This window comes from Caproiciproducens sp. MSJ-32, from assembly GCF_018918055.1.
Classification (GTDB): Bacteria; Bacillota; Clostridia; order Clostridiales; family Clostridiaceae; genus Clostridium.
Map to the genome: position 1 here is coordinate 1 of NZ_JAHLPS010000057.1, position 23,402 is coordinate 23,402.

The following is a 23,402-nucleotide window of genomic DNA, read 5'->3' on the forward strand; positions in this document are numbered from 1 at the left end:
TGTTCTATGCCATTATATGAAAAGAATTCATATTTTGTTTATGTTAGTAGATAAATATTAATAAGATTTTGTTATATATATTTCAAATCTTAATATTTATAATATATAGGATATTTTTGGGAGGATTAAAATGAAGATATCAATTGATGCCAGAGGAGTCAATTTATATAATGGAACTGGTATAGGAACTTATACCGAAAATCTTATTCGAGAATTATTAGAAATAGATAAAGATAATAATTATTTATTATTTTGGGTTGGTGATAATTATGAGAAATTTAAAAAGCAAAATAGTAAAATCATATTAACAGCAAGAAAACATGGTAGTTTTTATGAAAATTATTATTTCCCAAACTTTATAAATAAATATAATGTTGATTTACACCATATACCTCAAAATGGAATTGGCTACTGTGAAAATTATGCTAACAATTGCGTTGTTACTATTCATGATTTAATTCCTTATGTTTTACCTGAAACTACTGGAAGAGGCTACTTAGAAAAATTTTTAAGAGAAATGCCTTCCATTGTTTCTAATTCCAAAGGAATTTTAACTGTATCTGAATACTCAAAAAAAGATATTTTAAAATTTTTTAATCACATTCCTAAAGACAAAATTTTTGTTACTCCATTAGCTGCAAATTCTAATTTTAAACCTATGGATAAAAATGACTGTAAAAAACTAATACAAGAAAAATTTAATTTTAATAAGCCCTATATTTTATACATAGGTGGTTTTAGTCCTCGTAAAAATGCTAGAGAATTAATTTTAGCTTTTAATGAAATTTATAAAGATTTAAAAGAGCCTCACGTTTTAGTTTTAGCTGGTTCCATAAAAGATGAGGGAGCTAAGCTTGTTGAATTAAAAGAAACTCTGCCTTCAAAAGATAACATAATCTTTACTGGTTTTATAGAGGATTCTTTACTTCCAACTTTATATAATGGTTCAGAAGCTTTTGTTTATCCATCTCTTTATGAAGGTTTTGGACTACCTCCATTAGAAGCCATGAGCTGCAAAATCCCTGTTATAACTTCTAATACCACCTCTATCCCAGAAGTAACAGGAGATAGCTGTATTTTAATTAATCCTAATAATAGGGAAGAATTAAAAGAACAACTAGTAAATTTATTAAATAACGAAGCTTTAAAATTAGAACTTGCTAATAAGGGATATAAAAGAAGTTTAGAATTTTCATGGAAGGAAACTGCTAGAAAAACCCTAGAAGCCTATATAAAAATAGCTCAAATGTAATAAAATATTAATTAAAAAAAGAAGAGTCTTATCACTCTTCTTTTTTAATTAATATTTTCAAAATAATCCTATTATTTTTTAGATTGATTTCTAAACATTTACTATTATTTAATTATTTTTGATTTTTTATTGAAAAAAGCATATAATTTTTTAATAGGATACCTATAAAATATTATTTTAAAAAGGTGATTAAATGAATATAGATAGCTTAAATTATTTTTATGAAGTTGCCAAAGCAAAAAGTATATCTAGTATAGCAAAGAATTTTCATATATCCCAGTCTGCTTTAAGTCAACAGATTTCTAAACTTGAGAATTACTTAGGTATCAAATTATTTGACAGAAGTAACAAAGGTGTAACTTTAACTGATGAAGGTGAGATTCTATTTAAATATGCAGAAGTAATAATTGGTACTGTAAATAGAATGCATCAAGAATTATATGATTATATTAACAAGAAAAAATCAGTTAATATAGATTGTATTGAACCTTTAAGTTATAAAATTTTATCCAGTACTTTACCTAAATTAAAAGATAAGTTTCCTACATATAAAATAAATTTAAATATAATATCAGATTCCTATATTAATAAAGGGGATATATCACTAAGTTATAAAAAAACTCCAAAAGAAGAAGGTATGATTACAAAATTAATAGGTTATGATGAAATTATACTAATTTCTAATGTAAACTTTAACAAAAGTTCTATCAAGGCTGAAGACCTATTAGAATTACCTTTAATATTAGTTGATTACAAAAATATTATCGATAATACTATATTAGATAAACTAGGTTATACAACTAATGACTTAGAAAAATTCAATTTATTATTTTCAACCAATTCCTTTTTAGCAGCTGTTAATGGTGTTATTAATAGTGATGCTTTAACTTTTGTTCCAAAAACAATCTACAAAGATTTTAATGACCCCATGCTAAAAAGAATAAATATAGAAGATTTTTCTACCTCCTTACCAGTTTATATTAGCTATTCAGCTTCTTACTATCAAATAAATTCAGATTTCATAAGATCCTTTAAAAATTCAATAAAAAAATATCTCAATAATTAGTGTGAAATTTAGAGCGAAGGTAAGTTATCAATTTTCAATTTTTAAATTTCAAAAAATAAAGGTAGTTGATTTTATCAACTACCTTTATGATTTTCATTTATAATTAAAATCTTCCTTAACTGAAACCTGAAAACTGTTTAATATGTTCTTATTAAAATCCACTCTGCTAATTCCCTTAAAACTTTCTTATATTTATTCTCTGGCAATCTATCTATTCCCTTAAAGCACTTTTCTATATATTTATTAGCTAATTCTTTAGCCATCTCAATTCCTTTATTTTCCCTAACTATATCTATTATTGTTTCTACATCTTCATCAGTATAAAATTCCTTTTTCATTATCTCTAAAAAGGCATTCTTATTATTCCTATAAGCGTATATAAAAGGTACTGTATAAATTCCTTGTTTTAAATCATTAGCAGCTGATTTTTTTATGCTTTCATCATTACCTTCATAATCTAATATATCATCAATTATTTGAAAGGCCATTCCTAAATTATGACCAATATTTTTTAGTTCCCTGCTAACTTTATTCTCAGCATTACATTCTGCAGCACCTAAAAATAATGAAATAGAAAATAATTCAGCAGTTTTTCCTGCTATCCTGCTTAAATAATCTTTTACTGATAATTTAGTTGAAAACCTTGAATTTAATTGATCAACTTCTCCTATGCAAATTCTTGTCATGGCATTAGAATCAATTTCTAACGCCTTTAAGGATGAATGAGTTGCTAAAATTTTAAAACAGCAGCAAAACAAATAATCTCCAATATAAACTGCATAATCTTTTCCATATTTAGATTGAACTGTTGGTTTTCCTCTTCTAAGCTTGGATTCATCAATTATATCATCATGAACTAAAGTTGCCATATGTAACATTTCTATCACAGCAGCAGTTGGTACTGATTTTTCCCTATCACCATCTCCAAACTTTGATCCTATTAAAACAAAAGCAGGTCTTAACAGCTTTCCTCCAGATTCTATTAACTCTAAGATAGAATTTTCAATTTTTTTATCCTTACATTTGGTATATTTTTTCATAAGAGCAACTACTTCTTTAAGCTCATCTTTTATTTCAGGATAGTTGTTCCAAATTTTATTCATTATATTCCACCTTCTTAGTGATACTCTAAATTATGTTTAACACTTTTAATATTCCCTAAACATAGGTAATTTTGTTAGATGATTTACTGCAAAATTTGCAGCTATACCTACAAAAATTCCTGTTCCTATTCCTATAAATGATAATATAGGTAAATACAACATCACTCCTATATTCTTAACAATTAATGATGCAACCGCTAACTGTCCAACATTATGAAATATAGCACCTGCTGAGCTGACTCCTACAATGCTTACCTTTTCCTTAAATATATCTTTTACTAATATCATAGAAATAAAACTTAATATTCCCCCAGCTGCACTATACATAAAGGCCGATATACTTCCTCCAAACATAGTTGCCAAAGTTATCCTTAATAATATAACTAAAAATGCATCTCTCTTTTTATCTAATGTGTACAATGCAATTACAGTAATCAAATTTGCTAATCCTAGCTTTGCTCCAGGAGTAAAAAATGGAACGGGTATCATTCTTTCAATTATATGAAGTACTAGTGCCTGCGCTACTAATAATCCAATATATACAATTCTGCTAGTTTTTCTCATGAATCCCCCTTAATATGATAATATAACATCATCATCACTAATTCCTTTTATTTCTATCATAACTTTATGCGGAAGACATACCAGGCTCTCACCAGCTTTTTCAATATATTGAGGGTTCATACATACCTTATCCGGACAATCTGCATCTATTATTCCAATTTTATTATCTTTTACAAGTACAATATTATATCCATCTTCTGTTTCTATTTTTATTATATCTTCCCCTTTATGATTTGATAAAGGGATAGTTTTATATGTTTCTCCTGCTATTGTTATTTCTGCATATGTATTTTTTAAACCCTTTCCTACTGAGGCACCAAGTATCATTTCCGGTAAAAAAGAAAGTAACATTAATACACCAATAATAACAAAATCTAATTTTTTAAACATTTTTATCTCCATAATGTTATCTTAATATTTTATAAGGTAGAGTAAACTACTCTACCTTATATTCTAACATTATCTCTATATTTTTCTCAATTGTAATTTATTTATATACTGGTTTTCTTTTGCCATGCCAGAAATTATCTGCAAGCTTAGTAATCCATGGAATTACCCAGTAATCTAGACCTAAAGTTCTTCCTGCTCCACCCATTAAAGCGATTGCTCCGAAGAAGTACCATAGTATGTCCCAACCAGCCATTGCACATAATATAAAGTTAACAACCATTCCAGCTGATACAGCACTTGCTATGAAAGTGAATAATCCAGCTATTAAAGCAAGACCCATTCCTATTTCAATACATACAACTATTCTTTGGAACCATACTGCTACTTCTGGATTTGGCATCATAAATTCCATTATTGCAGAATACCAACCAGGCATTTTACTAATAATTGGTGTTGCCCATTCAGTTGCTGCTTCTGCTGCTTGTGAAGCACTTGATGCTGCATCTGCTGCTGCACTTGCACCTGAAGTTCCATTTTGTAACCATTCAAATGGCATTTTTACATTACCAGCTTTAATCCAGCTATCAGCACCAATCTTAATTTTACTAAAGAAACCTGTACCATCAAAGTTCCACATAGATTCCCAAACAGTAGTACCTACTAATTTTTCTAATCCTTCAATTAACCATAGAACACCTATATAAATTCTAAGTGGTACTAACCATAGTCTGTTAGCCTTAGATGATAAATGACCTCTTACAAAGGATCTATTGTGTTCCATATTAAAGAATTCATGTTGTAAATAGTTATAACATGCATTTATATTGTTTACTCCCCATAGGTAATGTAAGTTAACTAAATGCTTCATTAACATAGCAAAGAAACCTGATAACTTCACTCCCATTAGGTTAGCAACGCAATATCTTCCTCCAATAGAAACCATAAATCCATGATATTTTCCTTGGAATTTAACCATTTCTTTATTTTCTATTGAAGCAATTATATTCTCAACTACTGTATCTGCAGTTTGAATAGCAGCTTCAACTATTTGAGGAGTTCCCTTACCCTTTTCTTCTTCAAAGTAAGCCATATCTCCAACTACAAATACATTTTCTTTACCAACAGCTTGCATATATTCATTTGTTTGTAATCTTCCTGCTCTTGCAGTTTCTAAACCATATTCTTTTGCTTCTTGATTAGCTTGGATACCGCAAGTCCAAATTAATGTATTAGTTTTTATTCTAGTTCCATCTTTTAAAACTACTTCATTCTTAGTAACTTCAACTATAGGAGAATTCTTTAATATTTCCATTCCATGTTTAGTCATATATCTTTCAGCCTTATCAGCTTGATCTCTGTCTAACATGTTTAATATTGTTCCCATAGCTTCAACAACTTTTAAAGTTACTTCGCTTTCATCTACATTGTACTTTCTTGCTAATACAGTTTTCCATTCTAAAAGTTCTCCAGCCATTTCTATTCCAGTGAAACCAGAACCAGCTACTATGAATGTTAGCATTTCTTTTCTCTTATTAGCATCTTTTTCAATGCTTGCTTTAGCAAACATTTCTTGTATATGTTCTCTTATTCTTATAGCATCTTCAAAAGACCATAGAGTAAATCCATTTTCTTTTACTCCAGGAACTCCAAAGAATGCTGGCTCACTACCTGTACCTATAACTAAGTAGTCATAATCATATTTTCCATTAGTTGTAGTAATTAATTTATTATCAGTATCAACTTTTTCTATATAATCTATAACTACATTAACTTTTGTTTTACCAAAAATTTTAACTAATTCTACTTGTACTGATTCAGGGTGAACTCTTCCTCCTGCAACTTCATGTAATTCTGTCATTAAAGTATGATATGGATGCTTGTCAATAAGTGTTATTTCCACATCATTATTCTTCTTATATTTCTTTGCTAACTTTTTAGCAGTTTGAACACCACCGTATCCAGCTCCAAGAATAACTATCTTATTCTTTGACATGTTGTACACCTCGTCCCTTCATAAAAATAATTCATAAATAGCATATTTTATTCTGTATATAATAATAACATATGTCCATATAAAATAGTTATTTATTTTGTTGATTTTTTAACGATAAATTTTTATCAATTTTTCTCTCAAAAATTTATAAATAGCTTATTAAAGCCATTTATCATTAACTATTCTTATTAACCACAATAAGTTTTTCTTATATTGTATAAGTTTTTTGAATATCTAATTGATAATCCTATGTGTATAATTAATCTGTAAATAATCCCATTTACACAAGCCAAATAGATATAAATAAGCCATATATAATGATTAATCTACTATTTAAAACCCAAAGAAGGCTTATCTAGCTTTATAAACTGTAAAAAAGTATTATTTAGTTTTAGGTTTTAGGTTTTTCCCCTAAAGCCTTTTATTTTTCTAATAATATTATTTATAATATAGATAGCAAAGCTTATAGGAGGATACTAAAATGAAAAAATACTTAAATTATATTTGTTTATCTATTTTATTAATCTTTTCTTTTTTATTTCTTAGTGCCTGCACAAATAATTCACAATCAAGTGAAGCAAATAACGAACCTATTGAAAAAAGTGAACTATTAATGGGTACAGTAATAAGCGTAAAAATTTATGATAGCAATGACGAGACTATCTTAGATCAAGTTTTTGACAAAGTAAAGGAATTAGAAAGTAAATTATCTATTAATGATCAAGGTACATTAATAGATAAAATAAATGAAGCTTCAGGAATGAATCCAATAGAAATTGATCAAGATACATATTATCTCTTAGAAAAAGGATTGGAGTATGGTAAAATTTCAGAAGGTCGTTTTGACATTACAATAGGACCTTTAGTAAAACTTTGGAATATAGGATTAGAAGGTCAAAAATTACCTACTCAAGAGGAAATTGATTCAAAACTTCCACTTATCAATTATAATGACTTGATATTAAATAAAAAAGATAGTACTGCTTTTCTTAAGAAAGAAGGAATGATACTTGATCTTGGTGGAATTGCAAAAGGATATACTGCTGACGTAATTTCAGAAATGTTAAGCGAAAGAGGCGTTAATAGCGCTATTATCAATCTTGGCGGAAATATTCTTGCTAAGGGAAAAAATGTAAACGGCAACCTATGGAAAATAGGCATACAAAACCCAAATGCTGAACGTGGAGATACAGTAGGAATTATAAAAGTTGAAAATAAATCTGTTGTTACTTCGGGAATTTATGAAAGATATTTTATAGAAAACGGTGTTAGATACCATCATTTATTAAATCCTAAAACTGGTTATCCTTACGAAAATAATATTGCAGGAATAACTATAGTAAGTAATAAATCTATTGATGTGGATGCTTTATCAACCTCAGTTTTTGCAATGGGAGTTGAAGAAGGGTTAAAATTTGTAAATTCAAGAGAAGATATAGATGCAATTTTCGTAACTACAGATAATAAAATTTATTTAAGTGATGGAATTAAAGATAATTTTGAATTAAGCAACGAAGACTTTACAATAGCAAACTAATAACTTAGTTATTAATGATAAGTTTAAAATTTTAATAAAACTAAAAGAAGCTAGAAATTTTCTAGCTTCTTTTAGTTTTATCTTATTAATTATTTTACTCTTCTAATTGAAGATTTACAGTTTTCTTTTCACCATTTCTTATTAATTCTATAGATACAGTATCACCAGCTGATTTTGAATCTCTAATTTCTCTTAATTCATCAAAAGTTTTTACTCTCTTATTATCAAATTTAATAATTAAATCACCATTTTGAATTCCTGCTTTTTCAGCTGGAGAAAATTCTGATACTGAAACTACATATAGTCCTTCTTCCATATCAAATTGTTTAGCTAAATCTTCATTAATTTCTCTTATTGTGATTCCTAGCTTTAAAATAGGCTTTGATAAAGATTCAATTCTATCTTTAACTTCATTGATCGGAATCGCAAATCCAATTCCTTCCACTTCACTATCAGCAATTTTTAAGGTGTTAATTCCTACAACTTCTCCCTTTGTATTAATAAGAGGTCCTCCGCTATTACCAGGGTTAATTGCTGCATCTGTTTGAATTAAATTAACCTTTACTCCTGTACTTGTTTCTACCTTTCTGTTCACTGCACTTACCATACCACCTGTTACAGTTTGATTAAATTCTTTTGATAAAGGTGTTCCTATTGCTAATACTTCTTCTCCTGGCTGCAATACTGATGAATCTCCTAGCTCTACAACTCCAGGAACCTCTACTGTATCGTCCTTTATTTTAAGCATTGCAACATCTTGATTTTGGTCATAATTTACAACTTTTGCGGCTACATCTCTACCATCTGATAAAGTAACCACAACTTCTTGGGCTCCTTCAACAACATGATAATTAGTTAATATATACCCTTCTTCATTGATGATAAATCCTGAGCCAATTCCAGAAACTTCTTTAGGAAAAATCCCACTATAATCAATAACTCCATTTACAGATACAACAACAACTGCAGGAGCTACTTTTTGAAATGCCTCACTTGCTGTAAGGGCTCCTTCTGTTTCTCTGAAACTTTGAGGATTTAAAGTAATAGTTGTAGTTTGATTAATACCTTTCTCCTTCAATAAATAATAAGTACCATAACCACCAATAGCACCACCAATAATTGCTCCAATCAGCATAATTGCTACTGCTCCAAATATTCCTCTTCTTCTTTTCCTATTTTTATTGCCATTTTGATAAATATACTCATTATTATTGCTATCTTTCATTACAAAATTAACATCATATACCTTGTCATCATCCATATTAAATACCTCCAAATAATTTGCATATTATTTCTATAATTTAATATAGCACCTCATTATGACAATTATATGGCATAAAATATATGTTTTATTTTTTCATTCTTTCTATTTCATTAGCTTTTTTAACAACCTGTCTTATTCCATTTATTACAGCATCTTTTTCAGTAACTGCCAGAAAATTACTATCTGTATTAATTTCATAAACCTTTGTTAACTCCTCATCGCCCAAAGATTTTAATCCTATCTGATTATTTTTTGCTATTAAATAATAAGGTTTTCCACTAAAAATCCCAACTTCTTGGCTGCTATTATTACCGCTTGTAATATTACAATATTCATTGTAAACAGCATTTGTGTAATTAGACTTTGTTCTATGAGATCTAAACTCTTTCAAATCCCCATCCTCTAATGAGCTTTCAAATTCTTTTACTTTACAATCAAGATCTAATTTTTCAATTAAAGAAGTTAGTCCAATATAGGAACCAGCCCTTTCTATGCCCCTTCTAATCTTTTCAAAAATCATTTTCTTTATAAACTCTTCAGAATTTATTTCATCTTCAACAAAGGGATTTATTAATACTACTCCTGCCACTAAATCTGGATAAGCTTTTGCAAATTCAGTTAAAACAAGACTTCCATATTCTTCTCCAACTAATATATAAGGCGAAGGAACAGCTGATTTCTTTAGTAACTTTCTTAAATCTTCTGCTTGCTCCTTAATAGTTCTATTTGTCCCCCCATCACTAAAACCGTATCCTCTTCTATTATATACAAAAGTTGAAATATCATCATAATTTGTAGTTAAATCTTCTACTATTAAATCCCACTGATTTAGGTTACCCCCTATATTCCCATCAAAAATTACTGTATAATCTCCTCCATCTCCATCTACCAAATAATCTAATCTCTTATCATCAACTCTAATATAATCTACTCTTTCCTTGAGGGTCTCCTTTGAAATAAAATTTGCTATTCTTTGATAAACAAAACCTGTAAAAATTAATATAAAAAATATTATTAATATTTGTTTGATAAGCTCTTTAGGACTTTTCTTACTTCTCATATTAACCTTATGTACGCCATTTGAATAAGGTAAAAGTTTCATTTAATCTATCCCCCCCATATGTAGCTAAAGTTTTAAATTAGGCTTTGCATTAAGATTAAGAGGACTTACCTTATCCTTAATTAAATTAAAGTATGCAGCACTTCCTATCATTGCAGCATTATCTGTACACAATATTGGTGAAGGGAAAAGTACTTCTATTGCTTCCTTTCCTGCTACATCTATTAATGTTTTTCTTAAAGAAGAATTAGAAGCAACCCCACCAGCAATTGCTATTTTATCTACACCTTTTTCTTTACAAGTTTTTAATACATTTTGTGTTAAAACATCTATGACAGCCTTTTGAAAGGATGCAGCTACATCAGCTTTATTTATTTCTATCTCCTTCATCTTACATTGATTTATATAATTTAAAACTGATGATTTAAGTCCACTAAAAGAAAAATCTAAAGAATCATCATGAAAATTTGCTCTAGGAAATTTTATTGCATCTTCATTTCCTTCCTTAGCCAACTTATCTATTTTGGGTCCTCCTGGATATCCAAGACCAATAGCTCTAGCTACCTTATCATAAGCTTCACCTGCTGCATCATCTCTAGTTTGACCAATAACTTCATATTCCCCATAATCCTTAACATATACAATAAAAGTATGACCTCCTGATACTACAAGGGATACAAAAGGGGGTTCTAAATCTTTATGTTCTATATAATTTGCTGATATATGTCCTTCAATATGATTTACTCCTACTAATGGCTTCTTTGATGAATATGCAAGCCCTTTCCCATATTGAAGACCTACTAGAAGGGCACCAACTAATCCTGGTCCATATGTAACTCCAATTGCATCTATATCTTTTAAGCTAACTCCTGCTTTTTCTAAGGCTTCCTTAACCACCTTATCAATTACTTCTATATGAATTCTTGAAGCTACTTCTGGTACAACTCCCCCATATACCTTATGAGTTTCTATTTGAGTTGCAATTATATTAGATAATACTTCTCTTCCGTTTTTCACTACAGCAGCAGCAGTTTCATCACAACTTGATTCTATTGCTAATATTAATTTATCTTCCATAATTCTCCTCTTCCATATTAGTATTTTTTATTTTATATTTTTTTGATAAAATATCTATAATACAATATAAAAAATTATTTATTATTAGTCTATTTGTTATTATATAATGAATAAAAAAAATATTCATTATATTTTATTAGAATTAATGGATTATTAAGGATTTACTAAGGTTTCTAAAGGAGTTTTTAATGAATATTTACGCAAAAGTTATAGTACCTGGATCACCAATTTCTAAATCTAATTTTAAATTACATAATAAAGATGGCAGAGCTATTCTTCCTTATAATACGGGTAAGTCCTATGATAAATACGCTCTTTATGAAGAAGAAATAGCTTATCATGCAAGAATGCAAAACCCAAATGTAGTTTTAGAAGAAGCTCTGATAGCTGTTTTAAAAGTCTACTATAAAAGCGAAAAAAGGCATCCTGATACTGCTAATATAACAAAGAGTATCTTTGATGGAATTGAGAAAAGCGGTTTAATAGTAAATGATGCTCAAATCACTAAAGTTATTACTGAAGAATATTATGATGCAGAAAACCCAAGATTTGAATTAGAATTTTTTGCAGAAAGTGAATTTGAACTTTCCTATTCCATTATAAAAAAAGATAACCCTACTGATAAGAAAATATACTCTTCTTTAAAAAAGAATATTAAAAATAAAAAAAATACTTCTGCAAAAAATAGTATTAAATCAGCTGTTTTAAAGGAAGTAAATAAAAATAACCTTTGCCATTTCTGCCAAAAGGAATTTGCTAAAGAAGATTTGCTTAGTGCTGATAATGGAAAAACTATTATTTGCAGAAATTGTTTTAGGAGGATGTTTTGAGTAAAAAAACTTTAGTACTGCTAGGTGATAGCTTAACTTATGGATATGGTATCCATAAAAAAGAAAGCTGGGCTTATAAGCTAAATTCTATTGAAAACCTTAATGTAATAAATAGAGGTGTTAATGGAAGCACTACTACAGATATGTTAAATAGATTTACAAAAGATGTAATTAATTTAAATCCAGACATAATATTTATTATGGGTGGAACAAATGATGTTTTATCTAATAGAGATTTATCATTAATATTAAATAATATAAAGCTTATGATTAAGGAAGGATCTACAATAACAAAGAATATAATTATTGGAATTCCACCTACTATTTATAAATCAAATAACTCTCATTTCATAGACCTTGAGACTTTTGACTATATTTTTAAAAATCTAAAAAAATTACGCTTAGCTTTAATAAATTTATGTAAGGAACTAGATATCAAATATATAGATTTCTTTACAGAAACTAATTTACCTGAATATTATGATTATATTTTCATTGATGGCGTTCACTTAAATGCTTTAGGAAATGATTTGATATACCAAAAAATACTATCTGCACTAATATAAAAAGAAGGAGGATTTTTAGCATATTAAAATCCTCCTTTATATATATTATTAAAAAATGTTAAGTACTTTTTAATAGATATATTTTTTAATATATTCTGATGCCTTTATACCTACTATATAACCATTCTCTCCACTATTGAAAACACTATCTTCTCCTAATATTAAAGTTCCTGTTGCAAAAATACCCTTTTCTGATGTCTGAAAATCCTCATTTATAATAGGATGACCTTTATCATCTAAAAGCATGTTAATTTTTCTTATTAAAAAGTTGTCTGGATAATATCCTATTTTCAAAACTAAAGAATCACATTCTATATTTTTTACTCTATTATTTTGCAAATTTTTAATATCAACGCTAGTTATTCTTTCATTTCCATAAAGTTCAATAACTCTACTGTTTTTTATAATATTTATATTAAAACCTTCTATAATATCCAAGTATTCATCTAATCCATTTTTAGAAGTATCTACAAAAGCTTGAATTTCTGCTCCCTCAATTTCTAATCTTCTTGCAAAAATTAATGACCATTTATTATTTCCTACTACCACAACCTTCTTTCCAGGTAAATATCCCTGAAGATTTACTAATTTATGAGCTGAAAGTAAAGTAAATATCCCCGTATATCTGTGAATTGGTATATTAATGTTGCCTGTAAATTTTTCTCTACAGCCTGAAGCAAGAATTATTGAACTTGCTTTTATCTCTTGTATTCCCTCTTCTGGATTTACATAAGTTAATACTTTATTTTTACTTATTCCTAGAACTTCTGTATTTATTTTATAACTTCCTTTTAAAACTCTATATTCCCTTATCAATTCACTTGCTAGTTCTGGCCCTGTTACCCCTGTTCCTAAAAAATACTTTCCAAAACCATTATGAATAAATATATTTAAATTACCACCTAATTCATTGTTTCTATCTAAAATCAATACATTCTTTATACCATTTCTTAAAGCTGAAACTCCTGCCGAAAGGCCAGAAGCTCCACCTCCAACTATAACTAAATCATATTGAAGCATAATTTATCCTCCATAATTTTTGAAAATATATAAATATTATATCATATAGAAAAAGCTTCTAATCTTAAGAATTAATTTATATTTTATAGTTTGATTTATATAAGCTGCTATATTATAATTAGACCTACAATTAATATAATTTATTCCTTTTACTAACTGAGGTGAAACAATGAAAAAAATATATAGTAAGTTAAAAAACCATTATGTTAGTATGCTTAACTATAATAGTCTATTAAAAGTTATATTATTTCTAATTCCCTTATTAGGTATATTTTTTAAAACAATAATATTTCAAGCTTTCGTATCAAACGAAGATCCTTATTCATTAAATTTATTATTGGGATTTAGTAAAGTTCAGCCTTTTATTACTTATTATTTTTCTTTTATTCTAGTATTTCTTAGTTTTTCATTATTACTTAAAGGGAAAGGAAGAATAATATATTTATTTATTATAGATGCATTTATTACAGCATTAATATTATTAGATTTAGCTTATTTTAGAGGATTTCAAACCCTTCCTTCAATATTGCTGCTAACTCAAATGGCAAATTTAGATAATATGGGGGGAACCATCTCCTCTATGTTTAGCAATAAAGATTTTTTACTTTTTGTTGATTTTGTTTTATTTGGATGCTTTGTGTTCTTGACAAGAAATTCTTATAAAAAAGAAAAAAAGAGAGCACCTATTTCCTTTATAGTGATTTTTATCTTAAGTATATTTTACATACAATATGTTCCAATTAATATTTATGTATTTAATAATGAAGATATAAAAAATGGATATTTATTTTCAAATTATGATCCAACAGATACCGCAAGATATTTTTCATCAATAGGATACCATATTTTTGATATTATCAATACATATAAAGATTCAAAACCTTATAAGCTGACAGATGAGGATAAAAATCAAATTAATACCTTCTTTGCTAACAAAGAAAAATTAGATAATAATGAATATGCAGGAATTTTTAAAGGCAAAAATCTTATAATTATACAAGTTGAATCTTTAGAAAGCTTTGTTATTAATAAGAAAATTAACGGACAAGAAATTACTCCTACTATGAATAGTTTAATTAAAGAAGGATTATATTTTCCTAATGTATATGAACAAGTAAATGAAGGGACAAGCTCTGATGCAGATCTTATGATAAATACTTCTATGTATCCCTTAAGAAGAGGAAGTACCTTCTTTAGATATCCAGCTACAAGATATAACTCTCTACCTAACTTACTTGAGGAAGAAGGTTATGATACCGTAGCAATACATCCAGATAAAGGTTCCTTTTGGAACTATGCTGCTGGTTTAAGAGGAATAGGTTTTAATAATTTTATTGATTATTATTCCTTTGAAATAGATGAAGAAATTGGTCTTGGATTATCAGATGAAAGCTACTTTAGACAAGTTGTTCCAATGCTTAAAAATTTAAAAAATCCATTTTATGCTTTTACTGTAACTTTAACAAGTCATGGTCCTTTTGATTTACCTCAAGAAAAAAGAAACTTAAAATTAGATAAAAGCCTAGATGAAAATATACTAGGAGGATACTTCCAAAGCGTAAATTACACAGATAGACAGATAGGGGACTTCCTATCAAAATTAGATAAAGAAGGTTTACTTGATAATACAGTAGTTGTAATTGAAGGTGATCATACCGGTGTTCATAAATATTATAATAGCGCTATAGAAACCTTGGCTAATCCAGAAGACTGGTATTTAGATAATGGTCATCATACAGTACCTTTTATTATTTGGTCTAAGGGAATGAACAAAGCAAAAAGCTTTGAAACAATTGGCGGCCAAATAGATATTATGCCTACTCTCTTATACTTAATGGGTATAGATAATGAAAAATATATAAACACAGCTTTAGGTAGGAATCTTCTTAATACAAATAAATCTTTTGCTGTTTTAACAGATCTTACTGTCATAGGCGAAAACCTTACAGAAGAAGAAAAAAAACTATATAAAAATATGGTTGAAATGTCAGATAAAATGATTAGAAGCAACTATCTTGATAATTAAAATTTGATAATTTATACTTTAACTTTAATCTATAAAATTAGAGCCCATTTGTAAAATAACAAATAGGCTCTTTTCTACTCCTTAACTCCAAGCTGCTAACTCCACACTAAAATCTGTTCTTATTTTCCTGCAATAGATAATTCCTTAACTATTAATGATGGACTTCCTACACTGCTCATTGGGAATTTTAAATCATTTCCAACTTCCTCAATATTCTTTAATAAAGCAAAGAAATTACCAGCTACTGTTATTTGTTCTACAGGAAAATCTTGTTTTCCATCTTTTATATAAAAGCCTTTAGCTGCTAAAGAAAAGTCTCCTGTTATTGAATTTGCTCCTGAATGAAGTCCTGCAAACTCAGTTATTATAACTCCTTCACCTACATCTTTTAATAATTCTTTAAAATCTTTATTTCCTGGCTTTAAATAAAAATTAGTTGGAGATACCCCTACTGATGATGCATAAGAAGCTTTAAATCCATTCCCTGTTGTTTTTGTATTACCCTTATGGGCTGTTTTTAAATTATGCAATAAAGTTACTAATTTTCCTTCCTTTATTATATCTTTCTTCCTTGTTGCAACTCCCTCATCATCAAAAGGAACTGATGCTAAACCATCTTCAAGATGAGGATCATCTATAATAGTAACTTTTTCACTTGCAATTATTTCTCCCTCTTTATCTTTTAATAAACTTAATCCCTTTTGAGCCGCATCTCCACTAAATACGCCGCAGAAAGTTGCCAAAAGTGATACCATAGCTTCATTATTTATAACAATTTTATATTTACCTGAAGCTATTGTCTTTGCATCAATTTTTGATACAGCTTCCTTTACTCCATCTTCAGCAATCTTCTTTGGATTAATTTCATCAATAGATTTTGCGACTTTATAACCCATACCGTCAAACATATTTTCTCCAGCTTTTATAATTGGAACAACATAAGCACTTAATAAATTGGACTTATTTTCAAGATTAAGTCCTTTAGAGTTTACTATCCCATACTTAGCATTTGAATAACCTATACCACATCCTTGGAAATTAATAACTCTATCATCTAACTTTTTAGCTTCTCTTTCCATTGCTAATGCTAAATCTATTAATTTATTTGGATTAATATTTTCTAATTGCTTATGATAAGTATTAACTTCAACATATTCCTTATCTCCTTCATAAATAAACTGAAGATCATTATTTTCAATTGCTGAAGCACTTTCCATTGAATTTTTAACTAACATATCTATTGCATCTTCATCTAATATTTCTGTATATGAATATCCCATTTTACCATTAACTTTTCCTCTAAAAGATAGTCCATAGGAGGTTGTTAAATTATACTTTTCTACTTCTTCCTTATAAATATTAATGCTTAAACTTTCCTTATCTACATAATAAACTTCATATTCTTCAAAACCAGCTGCTTTTGCTTTTTCAAATAATTTTTCTATAAAAATCTTTATTTCCATATAAATCCCTCCTATCTGCCTCCTACTGTTATTTCTTTTACTCTAATCATTGGCTGTCCTACATTTGTTGGAATACTTCCAGAAATAGAACCGCACATTCCTTGTCCATGTGCCAGATTTGAACCTACCATATCAATATTCATTAATATTTCGCTTCCTTTTCCTATTAAGCTTGCACCCCTAACTGGTTCTTGAATAACTCCATTTTTAATAATATATCCTTCAGATACTGCAAAATTAAATTCTCCTGTTACTGGATTAACTGATCCACCACCCATTTTTTTTGCATATAATCCGTTATCTATTGATTTTATTATATCTTCTTCTTTATCTGTACCTGCTGCAATATATGTGTTAGTCATTCTAGAAGTAGGAGCAAATTTATAACTTTCTCTTCTTCCACTTCCTGTAGGCTCCATACCCATTCTTCTTCCATTTAGTTTATCTATCAAATATCCTTGTAATATTCCATCTTTAATTAAAACATTTTTCCTTGTTTTATTTCCTTCATCATCTATGTTTAATGATCCCCAAGCATTTGGTATAGTTCCATCATCAATAGCTGTTACTTTTGTAGATGCTATCTGCTTTCCTATCATATTAGTAAATACTGAATTTCCCTTGGCTACAGCAGTTGCTTCTAAGGAGTGCCCACAAGCTTCATGGAATATTACTCCTCCAAAACCATTATCAATAGCCACAGTCATCTTCCCTGCTGGACAAGGTCTTGCATAAAGCATTGTATGAGCAACTCTTGAAGCTTCCCTTCCATAATATTCTGGATCAATAGTCTCAAATAATTCAAAACCTTTATGAGCTCCTGGTCCTTCAAAACCGGTTTGATTTTCACCATTAGCTGAAGCCACTGAACTTATTGCTAATCTTGTCCTAACTCTCCTATCTTCTGCTAAAAGTCCTTCTGTATTAGCAATTAATACATTTTGAACTTTATCTAAGTAAGTTACAGATACTTGTGTAATATCATTACTATATTCTTTAGCTGCTCTATATCCCCTTTTCATTATTTCAATTTTCTTATTTAGTGAAATTGATGAAGGTAGATATAAAATTGGATGATTATCATAAGAAATTTTATCATTTAAAATAATGCTTATATCTTCTTTTAAATCTCCTAGAGCTAATGCTGCCTTTTCAGCAGTATCTAATAAAGATTGTAAACTAGTATTATTTGTATAAGCATATACACTCTTTAATCCCTTAAATATTCTAATTCCAATACCATGAATTCTTCCTGATATTGTATTTTCTACAACTCCATCCAATAACCTTATTGAAGTATTTAAAGTATCTTCTTCAAATATTTCTGCAAAATCACCGCCTGTTATTAAACATCTAGCTAGAACACTCGATAATATATCCCTTGATAACATAAATTGTCCTCCCTATTTTAAATTTTTAAATGCACTTTCCCAATATTTTACGTAATCTCCATTTGCCCACTCTGCCATTATTATTTCTTCATCTTCTTCTATTTCTATAGTTAATATAGGAGTTGAATTTATAGTTCTATCTTTAATTTCATAAACCAATAATTTATCCTCTAATTGAACTATCGCAATTCTTCCATTAGGAGAAGTAAAGGCATCTTTAAGAAATGGGTTTTGTGCCTTAAACTCCTTCCAAGATATTAACAAAGTATCATAATTCAATAGTTTTTTTAATGGATTAATATTAATTCGATAATCTAAACTATCTGAATTTTGTAAATTTATATTTCCTATCAATACCCACTTGCCTTTTACTCTATCTAATTTAAAATTACTATAATCAATTTTATAATCTCTTATAGTTTTATCCTTAAGGTATTCAGTAAGAGCTGCTTTATAATCAATTTCGTATTGATTTACTTCCCCTTCTGAATATATATCTCCAATCTTTAATCCTTCATTAGAATTAATATTATCTATAGGTATTGTTTGATATCGTTGAAATTTATTTTGAAAATTATCTCCTTCATAAACTTCCATTGATATATAATCATTTGATATAAAAGTTATATTCTTATAAATACTCATTTTATTTTTATATGTTTCATTTGATCTAATGAAATCACTATCTATCTTTCTTGCACTAAAATATTCGTAATGAATTCCATTGTCTTCTAAAATATTGCTATTTATTTGCCAAATTCCATTCATTCTAGGAAAAACTATATAGTTCCTTTCTAAAACTGGCTGAATATTACCATCATACATGGATATCCACAAAGTTCTATAACTTTCCCTTCCATAACTGCCATCCTCATTTAATTTTCTATTCTTTTTTAAGGCTAGCATAACTCCTACAGGACTATCATAATCTTCTAAAATTAGTTCAGGTTCTATAACTTCTTCTTTGCTTATTTTCTCCATGTCCTTTTCATTAACTTGTATTTCAATAGTCTCATTTTCTATCTTATTTAAAACAAACAATATTCCCTGATAATATAAATAACCCTTATTATCATTATCAATTATAAATTCACCTATTATATTATTTTGATATATTATAGTAATTACTTCAATCTTTTTTTTGTCTCTAATTATATCACTTATTTTTAATTTAAATTCATAAGAAAGATTATATGATGCATTTACTAACTTAAGTTTATAAGATGTATCCTTATAAATTTTATTTACTATATCAATGCTATTATTAGTAATAATGATAGTTTCATTTTTCAATGCCAGTATTTCAGATATATTTTCTATATTATCATCAATAATATTAATATCAGTTATTTTCCAATTTCCCTCTATAATTAAACTATCATTTGAAGGAGCCTTTATAGATTGTATTTCCTTTGAATTTACTTTACTACATCCAGTACTCAATGTAAATAATCCTATAAGAAGGAATGTTATAAATTTTCTCATTTTATCCCCTCCCTGGTTTTATTTAATATAACAAAAACTTCCGTACCTACTCCTTCTTCGCTTAATATCTTTAATTCACCATTATGAAGCTTAATAATTTCATCACAAATTGAGAGTCCTATACCATTTTTAGATTTTGAATTTTTTCCTTTAAAAAACTTTTCCTTTACTCTAGGAAGGTCTTCTTTTCTTATGCCGCATCCATTATCCTTTACTAAAAATACAATCTTTTTATTTTCTTCAAAGACATCAACTTTAACTTCTCCATTTTCTCCAGTAAATTTAAAGGCATTATCCAATAAATTAATAAATACTTGATTTAATCCAAGTTCTAATATGTCTTTATCAGTTTCTTCATCCCTTAAAGTTATACTCCATCCTTTAATAGCTGTTAATGGAGTTCTAAGTTCATGAGACACAGATGAAATAAACTCATTTTTAAGTTGCTCCCTGCTCTCAACTTCCCCTGCCATAAAATTTAGAGCATTAGATAATTGTCCTATTTCATTTTTACTTGTTATTTTACTTCTTATTTTAAGATTACCACTAGCCATTTCTTTTGCTACTTCTGTTAAATATTTTATCGGCTTAATAATTTTGTCTGCCAATAATATACTTAAAAATATTCCAATTACAAAAGCAATTATTGATATTAATGAAAATCTTAAAATAACATTAGTAATTATTCTATTTATATCATCAAGAGAGGTTATTAATCTAATTATTCCAATTATTTCTCCATCTATTATAATTGGTGCAGATACAGCCATAACCTTACTATCTGTATAACTAACTTTACCAATCCATCTTGATGTTTCACCTTTAGAAGCTTTTATTACATCTTCTTGTTTTATAAAAGCTTCATCTTTTGTACCGATTGAATCCATTATAAGATTTCTATTATTATCAAAAATCTCTACCTGAACATTATTATCCTTCCAAAATATATCTATATCATCATTAATTATTTCATTTAAATTACTCTTATAAAAATACTTTTCATATATATTTAAAGAAACATTAATCCTGCTTCTTAATAAATCCTCAGTATTATCATAATAATATTTTTTTAAAAAAAGCATTAATAAGATATTTAATATAATTGTTATTAAAGAAATTGTCACTAAGATTATTCTAACTATTTGCACTTTAATACTTTTCTTATTTATTGCTTCCATCTATATCCCATTCCCCATATTGTTTCTATATATTTTGGTTCTGAAGGATTATCTTCAATCTTTGCCCTAATTCTTCTTATATTTACATCAATAATTTTACTATCTCCAAAATAATCCTTCCCCCAAGCTGCATCCAGTAATTCCCCCTGCTAAAAGCCCTATTAGGATTCTCCATAAAAGTTTTTACAATTAAATATTCTTTTGTTGTTAAATATACTTCCTTTCCATCTTTATAAAATTTCTTAGAATAAGTATCTAGCATATACTTATCTATTTTTATTACAGCACTATTATCCTCCTTTAATCTTCTTAATATGGCTTTTATTCGAAGAACAACTTCTAATGGGTTAAAAGGCTTAACTATATAATCATCTGCTCCATATTCTAATCCCATTATTTTATCCATATCTTGTCCTTTTGCAGTAAGCATAATTATTCCTATATTCTTGTTTTCTTCCCTAATAATTTGACATACTCTAAATCCGTCAATTCCCGGTAGCATAATATCCAATACAACTATATCTGGTTTTTCCTTCCTTACAAGATTTAAACCTTCCTCTCCACTTGCTGCTTCGATAACCTCAAAATTATTTCTTTTTAAATTTATCTTTAAAAATCCTCTAATGTTTTCTTCATCTTCAATTAATAATATCTTATTCATATTCTCTCCTTAAAAACTTAATTAAAATTATTTTATATTAAAATAAATTAAGATATAAAAAAGCTCTTTAGCTAATTATATCTTAATTTTTATTAATATTCCCTATTTTAAAGTTCTAAATTCGAAACCCTTTTCTTTTAAAAAATCTATATATTCTTGCAATCCATTAACGGTATCTTTTTTATCATCAGTATCATGCATAAGAACAAAAATAATATCTTTATCTCCAACTGTGTTAATTAAATTACTCATAAGCTGATCTTTACCATGACTTTTACCATCTGCATCTGCATTTAAAGCATTCCAATCCATTTGATATAAGCCTAACTCTTTTAATTTTATATCTAATTCTTCTCTGCCCTTCCAACTATAATATCCACCAGGTAATCTAATTATTCTGGTATAGAAATCATCTCCTAAAATTCCTTTTAATATACTAGTATTCTTATTCATATCTTCTATAACAGCTTGTACATCTATTATCCCATTAGGATATAAAAGACTATAATCATGGGAATAACCATGGTTAGCAATTGTATGTCCATCATTATACATACTTTTTAATAATTCATCAGCTTTTTCATTTCTTTCTATTGAAGTTCCTAATACAAAAAAAGTTGCCTTAATATTATTTGCTGCTAAAATATCTAATATTTTGCTTGTGGCTTCTCTTGATGGCCCATCATCAAAAGTTAAATAAGCAATTTTTTTACTATCTTGACGATAAAAATCCCATTTATAAAGAGTTTCAGGCAATATTTTTGAAACATCATCTACATAATTACTTGTTGCCGTATTTATTTCTTTAACTTCAGTTTTTTTATTTTTATCCTTCTCTTTATTTTCATCATTCAACTCTTTATTAGGAATAAAATCTTCATAATGCTTGTCCTTATTTGAAATATCAGAAATTCCTTTAGAAATTTTATTGCTTATATCTTTAATCCCAACTATTTTTAGTATAAAAACTACATCTAATATTAAAAATATAGTTAAAATAAATAAAATTATTTTTAATGTCCTATCTTTCATAGTCATCATACTTCTTTCTCATATATTCTTCATATTTTTATTATATATTTTTAATTTCAACAAAGCATTACAAAGTATTTACAATTCAATATAAAGTTAATGTAAAAATTTTTAAATTAAATAAAAGAAAAAGAGCCTTATAACAATAGATAAAATAATCTATTCTTATAAAGCTCTTAAATAAAAAATGGCTCCGTGGAGAGGACTCGAACCTCCAACCTATCGGTTAACAGCCGAGTGCTCCACCATTGAGCTACCACGGAATATTATTTTTCAGAAAATCTTGTTCTCTGAAAATTGCACATGAATAATGCCATTTATTTTGGTCAAGCCCTCGACCTATTAGTATTAGTCAGCTAAATATGTTACCATACTTACACCTCTAACCTATCAACCTTGTGTTCTTCAAGGGGTCTTACTAGCTTATGCTATGGGAAATCTCAT

Annotated in this window: 19 protein-coding genes, 1 tRNA gene and 1 pseudogene; 6 read left to right on the forward strand and 15 right to left on the reverse strand. The window is 27.9% G+C overall.

Going from position 1 to position 23,402, the window contains the following annotated elements:
- Positions 1–130 precede the first annotated feature (130 nt).
- Both KQI16_RS06435 and KQI16_RS06440 read left to right on the forward strand, forming a co-directional pair.
- On the forward strand, positions 131–1,252 hold the full coding sequence (locus tag KQI16_RS06435; protein ID WP_216432881.1) for a glycosyltransferase family 4 protein: 1,122 nt from the start codon (positions 131–133) through the stop codon (positions 1,250–1,252).
- Between the two features lie 193 nt (positions 1,253–1,445).
- Complete coding sequence (locus KQI16_RS06440) at positions 1,446–2,318, forward strand: LysR family transcriptional regulator (RefSeq protein WP_216432883.1); 873 nt, start codon at positions 1,446–1,448, stop codon at positions 2,316–2,318.
- A gap of 137 nt (positions 2,319–2,455) precedes the next feature.
- Here KQI16_RS06440 and KQI16_RS06445 read toward each other — a convergent pair whose 3' ends face one another.
- From KQI16_RS06445 to KQI16_RS06460, 4 genes are all read right to left on the reverse strand, one after another.
- Positions 2,456–3,421, reverse strand: coding sequence for a polyprenyl synthetase family protein (locus KQI16_RS06445; protein ID WP_216432885.1), 966 nt, complete (start codon positions 3,419–3,421; stop codon positions 2,456–2,458).
- Between the two features lie 45 nt (positions 3,422–3,466).
- Positions 3,467–3,985, reverse strand: coding sequence for a Gx transporter family protein (locus KQI16_RS06450; protein ID WP_216432887.1), 519 nt, complete (start codon positions 3,983–3,985; stop codon positions 3,467–3,469).
- Between the two features lie 9 nt (positions 3,986–3,994).
- Positions 3,995–4,375, reverse strand: coding sequence for a NusG domain II-containing protein (locus tag KQI16_RS06455; protein ID WP_216432889.1), 381 nt, complete (start codon positions 4,373–4,375; stop codon positions 3,995–3,997).
- A 97-nt stretch (positions 4,376–4,472) separates the two neighbouring features.
- Complete coding sequence (locus KQI16_RS06460; RefSeq protein ID WP_216432891.1) at positions 4,473–6,368, reverse strand: FAD-dependent oxidoreductase; 1,896 nt, start codon at positions 6,366–6,368, stop codon at positions 4,473–4,475.
- 481 nt (positions 6,369–6,849) lie between these two features.
- On the opposite strand from KQI16_RS06460, the gene KQI16_RS06465 reads away from it, so the two are divergent.
- On the forward strand, positions 6,850–7,905 hold the full coding sequence (locus KQI16_RS06465) for an FAD:protein FMN transferase (protein ID WP_216432893.1): 1,056 nt from the start codon (positions 6,850–6,852) through the stop codon (positions 7,903–7,905).
- A gap of 94 nt (positions 7,906–7,999) precedes the next feature.
- On the opposite strand, the gene KQI16_RS06470 is transcribed toward KQI16_RS06465, so the two are convergent.
- The 3 genes from KQI16_RS06470 to tsaD all read right to left on the reverse strand — a co-directional run bounded on the left by KQI16_RS06470 (position 8,000) and on the right by tsaD (position 11,306).
- Positions 8,000–9,166: a S1C family serine protease gene (locus KQI16_RS06470; protein WP_216432896.1), complete on the reverse strand. Its 1,167-nt coding sequence runs from the start codon at positions 9,164–9,166 to the stop codon at positions 8,000–8,002.
- 88 nt (positions 9,167–9,254) lie between these two features.
- The gene (locus tag KQI16_RS06475) at positions 9,255–10,271 is read right to left on the reverse strand and encodes an alpha/beta fold hydrolase (RefSeq protein ID WP_216432898.1); all 1,017 of its coding nucleotides are present in this window, start codon (positions 10,269–10,271) and stop codon (positions 9,255–9,257) included.
- Positions 10,272–10,295: 24 nt separating this feature from the next.
- Positions 10,296–11,306 carry a tRNA (adenosine(37)-N6)-threonylcarbamoyltransferase complex transferase subunit TsaD gene (gene tsaD / locus KQI16_RS06480; protein ID WP_216432900.1) on the reverse strand — a complete coding sequence of 337 codons (1,011 nt, stop codon included), beginning with the start codon at positions 11,304–11,306 and terminating at the stop codon, positions 10,296–10,298.
- 188 nt (positions 11,307–11,494) lie between these two features.
- Between tsaD and KQI16_RS06485 the strand changes: the two genes are divergently transcribed.
- Complete coding sequence (locus KQI16_RS06485; protein ID WP_216432902.1) at positions 11,495–12,136, forward strand: RusA family crossover junction endodeoxyribonuclease; 642 nt, start codon at positions 11,495–11,497, stop codon at positions 12,134–12,136.
- Complete coding sequence (locus tag KQI16_RS06490; RefSeq protein WP_216432904.1) at positions 12,133–12,702, forward strand: SGNH/GDSL hydrolase family protein; 570 nt, start codon at positions 12,133–12,135, stop codon at positions 12,700–12,702. The genes KQI16_RS06485 and KQI16_RS06490 overlap by 4 nt, the downstream gene beginning before the upstream one ends.
- A 69-nt stretch (positions 12,703–12,771) precedes the next feature.
- Here KQI16_RS06490 and KQI16_RS06495 read toward each other — a convergent pair whose 3' ends face one another.
- A complete protein-coding gene (locus KQI16_RS06495) occupies positions 12,772–13,722 on the reverse strand; it encodes an NAD(P)/FAD-dependent oxidoreductase (protein ID WP_216432905.1) in 951 nt (316 codons plus the stop codon).
- Between the two features lie 169 nt (positions 13,723–13,891).
- On the opposite strand from KQI16_RS06495, the gene KQI16_RS06500 reads away from it, so the two are divergent.
- Positions 13,892–15,748 carry an LTA synthase family protein gene (locus KQI16_RS06500; RefSeq protein WP_216432907.1) on the forward strand — a complete coding sequence of 619 codons (1,857 nt, stop codon included), beginning with the start codon at positions 13,892–13,894 and terminating at the stop codon, positions 15,746–15,748.
- A 119-nt stretch (positions 15,749–15,867) separates the two neighbouring features.
- Here the strand turns inward: KQI16_RS06500 and KQI16_RS06505 are convergent, their stop codons facing one another.
- From KQI16_RS06505 to KQI16_RS06540, 7 genes and pseudogenes are all read right to left on the reverse strand, one after another.
- Entirely contained in the window at positions 15,868–17,211 is a 1,344-nt protein-coding gene (locus tag KQI16_RS06505) for a TldD/PmbA family protein (protein ID WP_216432910.1), read from the reverse strand.
- Positions 17,212–17,222: 11 nt separating this feature from the next.
- The gene (locus KQI16_RS06510) at positions 17,223–18,602 is read right to left on the reverse strand and encodes a TldD/PmbA family protein (RefSeq protein WP_216432912.1); all 1,380 of its coding nucleotides are present in this window, start codon (positions 18,600–18,602) and stop codon (positions 17,223–17,225) included.
- A gap of 12 nt (positions 18,603–18,614) precedes the next feature.
- Complete coding sequence (locus KQI16_RS06515; protein WP_216432915.1) at positions 18,615–20,087, reverse strand: hypothetical protein; 1,473 nt, start codon at positions 20,085–20,087, stop codon at positions 18,615–18,617.
- Positions 20,084–21,265, reverse strand: coding sequence for a sensor histidine kinase (locus tag KQI16_RS06520; RefSeq protein WP_216432917.1), 1,182 nt, complete (start codon positions 21,263–21,265; stop codon positions 20,084–20,086). Before KQI16_RS06520 ends, KQI16_RS06515 begins: the two co-directional genes overlap by 4 nt.
- A pseudogene (locus KQI16_RS06530) lies at positions 21,253–21,926 on the reverse strand (response regulator transcription factor). Before KQI16_RS06530 ends, KQI16_RS06520 begins: the two are co-directional and overlap by 13 nt.
- Positions 21,927–22,028: 102 nt before the next feature.
- On the reverse strand, positions 22,029–22,967 hold the full coding sequence (locus KQI16_RS06535; protein ID WP_286172915.1) for a polysaccharide deacetylase family protein: 939 nt from the start codon (positions 22,965–22,967) through the stop codon (positions 22,029–22,031).
- Positions 22,968–23,146: 179 nt separating this feature from the next.
- A tRNA-Asn gene (locus KQI16_RS06540) sits at positions 23,147–23,221 on the reverse strand.
- Positions 23,222–23,402 lie beyond the last annotated feature (181 nt).